This is a genomic window from Waterburya sp. (assembly GCF_058530065.1).
This window is the reverse complement of sequence record NZ_JBZNBU010000174.1, coordinates 1-7,726: the sequence shown is the minus strand read 5'-3', so window position 1 is coordinate 7,726 and position 7,726 is coordinate 1. Positions and strand designations below refer to the sequence as shown.

The window sequence follows — 7,726 nt, the reverse complement described above, 5'->3', positions numbered from 1 at the left end:
TTATTATACAACAGCTAGAACTACTAATGTATCAAGATTTCATCAATTTCTTATTAACTGTTTCAATAACGCCTATCGGCGGGGCTATCCATCCCACAACCTGCTTCGCGAGGTTGGGGAGTTCCGCCCACTTCTTAAATTATTTTTGGGAGGAAGAATAGATCAAAATAGAGAATAAGTGGTAGATACAATAATCTAACAGACGGTTGATGTGAAATAGAGATTATGACTTTAACTACATACAAATGGTCGATTGAAGAATGGCACGAATTGGTTAACTTTGGATTACTTGAAGGAAAGCCAGTGGAATTTTTGGAAGGAGAAATTATTGAAGTGAGCCCAGAAGGAATCGAGCATAGTTACACTAACGATAGTTTGGTCAAGTATTTAAGAAGCTTGCTAAACAACTTGGCTGATGTTAGGGAATCTCATCCAATTACCCTTGATAATAGCGAACCAGAACCAGATGTAGCTGTAGTTCGGTTGCCTGAAACTATCTACCGTAGTCATCACCCCTATCCCCAAGATATATATTGGCTAATCGAAATCTCTAACCGTACTCTCAAAACCGATTTAAACCACAAGAGATTAACCTATGCTCGCAATGGTATTCCTGAATATTGGGTAATCGATCTGGTTAATAAAAAACTCATCATCCACAGCCAAATACAAAATGATGATTACACTCAGGTTGATGAACATACAACGGGTATGGTTTATTCGCTAGCTTTTCCTCAAATTGCGATCACCTTAGACAGACTGTTACTTTATTAAAATATGATAGATGTCTAAAATTGTTATTGAAGACTTATTAGAAAATGTTCGAGATCAAAAGTCTTTTTTAGTTTTTGTTAAAGCACTAATTGCTGATAGAGAAATACACGAAGGAAAATCTATAGATGAATTTGGATTTAATGGTGATTGGGCAAATAATACTATTAGTAGTTTTTTAGAAGCAGCAGTAGCATGGGCTAATGATTCTGATTTTGGCGTTCGTCAAGAAATTGACCTTGAAACAAACAAATGGAAACAATTCGCCACATTTTTGTATTGCGGAAAAATTTATGAATAGCGATTGTTTTAAAGCTGTTCTGTAGGCGATCGCCAATAAAATGAAAGAAGGATGAGGATAGAGATTTATGACTTTAACTACTTATAAATGGTCGATTGAAGAATGGCATGAGTTGGTTGACTTGGGATTACTTGAAGGAAAACCAGTGGAATTTTTAGAAGGAAAGATAATCGAAGTGAGTCCAGAAGGAGTAGAACATCGTTATACCAATAGCAGCATAGTTAAATATTTAAGAAGCATTTTAAATAATCTTGCCGAAATTCAAGAATCTCATCCGATTACCCTCGATAATAGCGAACCAGAACCAGATGTGGCTGTAGTTCGACTACCAGAATCTATTTATCGCACTCATCACCCCTATCCTCAAGATATATATTGGCTAATCGAAATCTCTAACAGAACTTTGAAAACCGATCTTAACCAGAAAAAATTAACCTATGCCCGCAATGGTATCCCTGAATATTGGGTAATTGATTTGATTAACAAAAAACTTATCGTTCATACCCAGATACAAAATGATGATTATACTCAGGTTGATGAATATACAACAGGTGCGGTTTCTTCTTTGGCTTTTCCTCAAATTGCGATCGCCTTAGATAGACTGTTACTTTATTAATGTATAACTTGTATTGCTACTTTTATCTTTCAGTCTTTCTTTTATCTCCAGTGGTATTTCTTTTCTTTTTGCGATCGCATTATTGCTAAAAAATTTAGAGAACAGTATGGACTTTAACAGTCTCGATTTTGGGACTTAATGATATATAATCTGAGTTCGGGTGGGAGCTAAAACCCTTATGTTCTCTATGTTTAAAACTCCCATTTCTTTGCATAATAAGTAGTGGCGCAGAATCCCCAAAAATAGCCTTAACCATAACTAACATTATTTAGCTTAGTTCTTCTACGATAAACTTCATCACACAGCTATTATTGTTTGGATTATTATCTGCTGAGAATAAATTGGGATCGGACAAACAAGCGTTAGGCGTTCCTATTCTTGCCTTAATTGCCTTCTGTGAAGTTTCAGATAAATACCACCCTAAAGGTAATTCAGGCGAATCTAGTAAATTGGACGCAATCTCTTCCTCGGCTTTTTTTAGTTCATCTCGATCGATTGGTAATCTACGAATATTTTCAATGAAGTTTTCTAACTCTTTTTCCAAGTCATCTTTTCGTTGTGCAATCTCCTTTTTATCTTTGTTAAATTTGGAAATTTCTAAATCGTTCCACCATTCCTGCTTTCCTTTTGGATCGAGCAGACGAATACGATAAGCATCCTTATCAGAGTTTGATTCTACAGTTTCTTATTCTTTTTGGGCAGTTATTTTGGCAACAGTTATTAGCCAATCTTTTTTTAGCCGATCTTTTAAGGGATATGAAGTAGTTGCTGGTGTTGTACCATTTATGTGAGTTAAATAAAGCTGTCTAAAGCGATGCTCGGCTATATCGTTATTTTGATTCAGATCGCCGTCTATTTGCTCTTCAGCCTGTTGAATAACATTGCGACTTCGGGCATCTCTTGTTTGCCACAAAGCACTAATGGGAGACCACAATTCATTTAATCCAGTTGCACGATCTGGTTCTATGTGATTATCGTCAGTAATGGCTAGATAAATAATCTTATATTCTGGAGCAGGCTTATTATCTTGGTTGAGTTCGCCATCACCTGCTTTATTTTGTTCTTTACCTAAAAATTCTTCTATTTTTTGACCTATTTCCCAAGCAGTTGAGAAACCAGAGTTTTCAAAGTAACCTCCGTCTGCCAAACGAGATTTGATTGGCTCTGGATAACCATTACATTTTTCAAACCCCCCTACTGGAGTCACTACAGGAAACCTGGCACTCAGAACAGCAGCCGTACTAAGTGGGAAGTCAATATCTTCTTTGCAGGCAACACTTCTAATGTCATTAAAGGTTGGCGACTTTATTTTAAATGGACTCAGCACCAAGCGATCTCCAGTTTCTACAACCGTTGTATTTAAAACCAGAGCGGGAGCTTTTCCTTTAGGATTCCAATGTTTGTAAAATGAATCTTTGAGGGGATTAGAATCTTTTTGAATTTCTTCTTTCCAGGCTTGCTCGAACGAATATTCTAAGGCTCTGGCTCGGTCAAAAAAGTTGATTGGAAAGGGAATAAATCGTTGAACGAAATCGGGAAATAATCCTGCTCCGAGTAATGGAGATAAAAAGTCACGATCTAATAAGTCATGTGCCTTGTCCTCTAGCTTTCCTGGCTTTATACCGCTCTTAACCAGGCTAGAAAATGCTGTTGCACCAAAGCTACCTCCAGAGACACCACTAATAGCAAAAACATGATTGGCAAAAGTGGGAGATTCATCTTGTAATCGGGATAATGTTAGGGCAGCATGGTAAGCTGCAAAAATTCCACCTCCCTGTGCCGAAACTATATATATAGGATATGGCTTGCCTTTTTGCTTGAATTCTTCTCTTTCCTGTTCCCGTGTCTCCCACCAGTTTTCAAAAGCACTTTCTAAATCTAAGAATTCTTTTTTATTAGACGTTTTTTCTATTTTTTGATTTTGACTATCGTTTGAAAGTTTTCTAAAGTCGTGATTATCATTCCAATTAAATAAACTAGAAACAAAGGCTAGCAACACTAAAATTACAAGTATCGGAATTTTAAGTTTATATCCCCACTTGTAGATATAGCTAACAAAGAACACAAATGAGTTAAGAAATATAGCAACAATATTAATTGGAGATAAAAATGATTTGGACAAAGATCCTGTTGGCTCTGTAGAAATTGCGATCGCTGTTAAAAATCCAATGTAAAACAAAAATAGTATGTCTGAAAAATCGAGACTTCTTTTGTTAAATGTTTGCTTCAAAAGTATAAAAGATATAGACATCAATATACAAAATAAAATTCCTCTCACAACATTATTATTGACAACCATAGAAATGGTAATGAAGAAAAAAGTGCTGAGGAATATAGAAATTGTATATTGCTCGAATTTCTCCCCAAATACAAATATTTTTTTTCTTCATTCTTTTTCACCTTTCTATGCTCTACCCATTTTTGGAAAACAATAAAAATCCAATACACGCCCATCAAGGTAATAGGTAAGCACATTTCAATATTAAAACCTACAGCTCTAATTATTCCGACCAAATAGCCAAACAGTGGAAATAAACCAAAAAAACGTGGTAGCCAGATTAATGCTGTAACTTTTGACTGTTTTTTCTGGATTTCCTTTTTTAACAAGTTTAAGATTCGAGTTGTAATTTCTTTGAGTTTAAAATCTTTACCTTTAATTCTTGCAAAAAAATCATCTTCATTTTCTTTTTCTATTCTAGTAAATGATATTGTTCGACCTGAGTAGCAAATAGAAAATGCCAGAGCAAATAACAACACAGAATACGATATATGCTGCCATAACTGCTGTTGATAAAAAATACGATAAACTTCAATAGTTTGATCGACTAAGGCAAAGATTATAAATGATAATACTGCTACCAAAGCAGGTATTCTTAAATACCAAATTTCTTTTAGCCAAGGACGAATAATTTCTTCTCTAAATTCAGAATAGCCTAGAGATTTTCGTTCTGTTGCTGAATTTTCATTTTTCATAATTTTAGCTTCCTATTTCTAATTATTATTTGTTTTATAGGCAGCTTTTCAGAATAAAATGCATTGTTTTTTTGCACAAAAAGTAAGATTTTATTTATCAATAAATAAACTTTAGTTTATGACTTTCGTTTATATGTATTTATCGGTATATAAATAATTTTTTGGAAAGCGTTTTTTTGAAAATAATTGCAATCGCAAGGCAGCTCTAATCTACTTACAGCATACTCTTGTGGATTTAAAATTATCTATTTTTAGATTGAATTGTTACGAATACTTGATTATTACTATCTTTGTATGACTACTGAAAACCTGAAGTTTTCCCCTGTTTTTTTTGCAACAAAAAATATATTATCGATCTATTTCTCAATGATCAAAAAAAGCTAATGTCTAAACGACGGGAAGAACAAAGTAAGCCTATTATGTCGCGATGGTATTTTGTTGGTTATAGCCAAGATATTTCTTTAGATAGCCCGCATATATTCAGTATTTACGATCGCAGATTTGTTTGATGGTGCGATCGCGATAACAAATTGATTTGCCATTTATTGTCCCAAACTGCGGACTTTTGTTTAAAATCTTTTCCCGTCATAAAAAAACAAGGAATCATTTGGTTATGGTAAGGGAAACAGGAATTAGCTGACGAAAGCTTAATTACCGTAATGGATAGTCGTGGCAAGGCAATCGAAGAAAATAACTAGGTTTGAGAAGATTAGTTTTAAATAATTTTTAAATATGGCTAAAAAAGTTGCAATTATCGGTGCGGGTGCTAGCGGTTTGCTGTTAGCGCATTATTTATTAAAAAGAAAAGATTACCAGATTGATATTTACGAACGTCATGGCGATCCGCGACTACTTAGCGATTCCAAATCTAGGACGTATCCCCTCGCTTTGAGCGATCGCGGAATGAAAGCTTTAGGGCAAATTTCGGGTTTAATTGAAGCAGTAAAGGGAAATGGTCACGAAATTATTGCGTCTGTATCCCATAGTTATAGTGGCAGACAAAGAGTTATCCCCAGAGATAAATCTTTAACGACTATCGATCGCTTGAGTTTAATTAAAGTCTTGTTAAATAGTTTAGATACAAATAACCTCAAGATTCATTTTCAGCATCCATGTCTGCGAGTAGACTTAGCTGCCAAGCAAGCTTATTTTACTATGCCAACAGGGGATTTAACAGTAGATTACGATCTAATTATTGGTGCGGATGGTGCGCGATCTGTGGTGCGAAAAGCTTTTCTAGATACCAAGCTGTTTGAATGCCAGCAAAGATACGTCAGCGATGATTATAAAACTTTATTCCTTCCCGTAAAGAATATCAAGCATGGGTTAGACACCGATAAAATTCATACTTGGAGAACAGATAATGGGATTGTGATTATTTTAGTTCCCCATTCAGATGGTAGCTTGAATGGGGTGATTCATTTTCCCAGGAACGATCGACAAATAAGCCAACTCGGTAACGTGAGGGGAGTAACAGATTTCTTTGAGCAAAATTTTCCCACAGTTGCTAAGTTAATGACTCCTGAAGATGCAGAGGCGTTTTTGAACCGACCAATTGGTAGCAATTTGACCATTCGTTGTAACTGCTATCACTATGAAGACGATGCTCTACTGCTCGGCGATGCGGCTCATGCAGTGTCTCCAGCTTTGGGACAAGGATGTAATTCTGCTTTGGAAGATGTCTCGATTTTAAACGGACTTTTAGACGAATATAATGACGATCTCAGTCAGGTTTTAACCCAGTTTACCGCCCGACGTTTGCCCGATACTCGCGCAGTAGTGGAACTGAGCGATTATAGTCTTCCTTCTCAAAAGTCTTTGTTTGTAGAATTTATCTTACGAATGAGAATGGCGCAGTTTTTACATGAGCTATTTCCTCAAAAGTTTCTACCGCCCCTTTTTCAAGCCATGCACGATCCCAATATTTCCTATGGGGAGATCTACGATTGCTATCGTGGTTGGTGTAATAAAGTGAAAAAATCGAAGCCGATCTCCAGTTCTCAAGGTTAAATTAATTTACACTTTTTAATCAAAGACCCGAATTTATCCCCTGTTTTGAATTAGCTACTTAGAGAAAAATTAATCCTAAGAGAAGTATTTAAAACAAACAAAAATCGTGGCAAATATAACCTTTACTCCTGCTGGTAGTCAGTTGGATAACGATGCGATCGCAGACTTGTCCCTCAGTTCGGGGGATAGTTTGGAAATTAGTTTTTCTTCAGGAGATGCTGATTTTGCCCGCATTAGCGATCTCAATTCTACCGAAGACAAAATTGTTTTATTTGGCTTTGCCGAACAATATACCCTCGACTTTCTACCCAATAATCCAGGCGGTTTAGATGCCAAACTTATCTACGATTCTGGCTTAGATTTTGGTACGGAATTAATTGCCATAGTCGAAAATACCTCCCCCGATCTGGCGATCGATGATTCCGTTTTTACTTTCGTTTAAAAGATACCGCCACACTAAAAGTTTTTGAATCATGAGAGAACCATTAGATAGCGATTGCACGACTTTTTTAGTCCAAGGAATATCGATCGTTGCATTAATATTAATTATTTGCTCGATAGTAAACCACATTAGGAATATAGAAATTCCTCAGATCGGTGACAAAGATTTAGTTTTTTAGTTAATAGAATTCCATGAGCAATAATTACAATCATTATATTGAAAACAAGTACTTAGAAAGAGAACGATTAAAACAGCAGATTTCTGAAAATAATGGCTGGTATTTTATCGATTTCTTAGGTAATATTCCCCGCCATCGCCCCTATAGTTTTACTTTGTTTAATAAGCCGTTTGTTTTGTTGAAAGATGAAAACAGTGGTTGGATCTGTTATTCTTTACCGACATCAAAAGATAATCTCGAACTTACTCTATTTACAGTTAAAGAGAAAGAAGGAGAAATTTGGTTTTGGAAAGGTTATACCAATTCTCTATAACAATGCACTAAATAAAAAATTCTTCTTTTGTACCTTTGCGTCTCTGCCCAGAACACGAAGCTGGGCTTGCCCCGTTTGGCTCGGGGTAAACGGCTTTGCGAGAAACAAAATCCCAACAATAT

Annotated in this window: 10 protein-coding genes; 6 read left to right on the top strand and 4 right to left on the bottom strand. The window is 35.7% G+C overall.

The window, feature by feature from the left end; genetic code table 11:
* Nucleotides 1-225: 225 nt before the first annotated feature.
* The 3 genes from AC33VI_RS11110 (at nt 226) to AC33VI_RS11100 (ending at nt 1,688) form a co-directional block, all read left to right on the top strand.
* Entirely contained in the window at nt 226-774 is a 549-nt protein-coding gene (locus AC33VI_RS11110) for a Uma2 family endonuclease (protein WP_491782328.1), read from the top strand.
* A gap of 10 nt (nt 775-784) precedes the next feature.
* Nucleotides 785-1,072 (top strand): DUF7660 family protein, encoded by a 288-nt coding sequence (locus AC33VI_RS11105; RefSeq protein WP_491782327.1) that lies wholly within the window; start codon nt 785-787, stop codon nt 1,070-1,072.
* Between the two features lie 67 nt (nt 1,073-1,139).
* Nucleotides 1,140-1,688 (top strand): Uma2 family endonuclease, encoded by a 549-nt coding sequence (locus AC33VI_RS11100; RefSeq protein WP_491782326.1) that lies wholly within the window; start codon nt 1,140-1,142, stop codon nt 1,686-1,688.
* 268 nt (nt 1,689-1,956) lie between these two features.
* Here the strand turns inward: AC33VI_RS11100 and AC33VI_RS11095 are convergent, their stop codons facing one another.
* The 4 genes from AC33VI_RS11095 to AC33VI_RS11080 all read right to left on the bottom strand — a co-directional run bounded on the left by AC33VI_RS11095 (nt 1,957) and on the right by AC33VI_RS11080 (nt 5,337).
* The gene (locus AC33VI_RS11095; RefSeq protein WP_491782325.1) at nt 1,957-2,232 is read right to left on the bottom strand and encodes a hypothetical protein; all 276 of its coding nucleotides are present in this window, start codon (nt 2,230-2,232) and stop codon (nt 1,957-1,959) included.
* A gap of 141 nt (nt 2,233-2,373) precedes the next feature.
* Entirely contained in the window at nt 2,374-3,987 is a 1,614-nt protein-coding gene (locus AC33VI_RS11090; protein ID WP_491782324.1) for a patatin-like phospholipase family protein, read from the bottom strand.
* On the bottom strand, nt 3,963-4,661 hold the full coding sequence (locus tag AC33VI_RS11085) for a hypothetical protein (RefSeq protein WP_491782323.1): 699 nt from the start codon (nt 4,659-4,661) through the stop codon (nt 3,963-3,965). Before AC33VI_RS11085 ends, AC33VI_RS11090 begins: the two co-directional genes overlap by 25 nt.
* A gap of 487 nt (nt 4,662-5,148) precedes the next feature.
* On the bottom strand, nt 5,149-5,337 hold the full coding sequence (locus AC33VI_RS11080; protein WP_491782322.1) for a hypothetical protein: 189 nt from the start codon (nt 5,335-5,337) through the stop codon (nt 5,149-5,151).
* Nucleotides 5,338-5,393: 56 nt separating this feature from the next.
* On the opposite strand from AC33VI_RS11080, the gene AC33VI_RS11075 reads away from it, so the two are divergent.
* The 3 genes from AC33VI_RS11075 to AC33VI_RS11065 all read left to right on the top strand — a co-directional run bounded on the left by AC33VI_RS11075 (nt 5,394) and on the right by AC33VI_RS11065 (nt 7,604).
* Nucleotides 5,394-6,671, top strand: a complete 1,278-nt coding sequence (locus AC33VI_RS11075; RefSeq protein ID WP_491782321.1) for an FAD-dependent oxidoreductase — start codon at nt 5,394-5,396, stop codon at nt 6,669-6,671.
* Nucleotides 6,672-6,777: 106 nt separating this feature from the next.
* Nucleotides 6,778-7,113: a hypothetical protein gene (locus tag AC33VI_RS11070; RefSeq protein ID WP_491782320.1), complete on the top strand. Its 336-nt coding sequence runs from the start codon at nt 6,778-6,780 to the stop codon at nt 7,111-7,113.
* 191 nt (nt 7,114-7,304) lie between these two features.
* Entirely contained in the window at nt 7,305-7,604 is a 300-nt protein-coding gene (locus AC33VI_RS11065; RefSeq protein WP_491782319.1) for a hypothetical protein, read from the top strand.
* Nucleotides 7,605-7,726 lie beyond the last annotated feature (122 nt).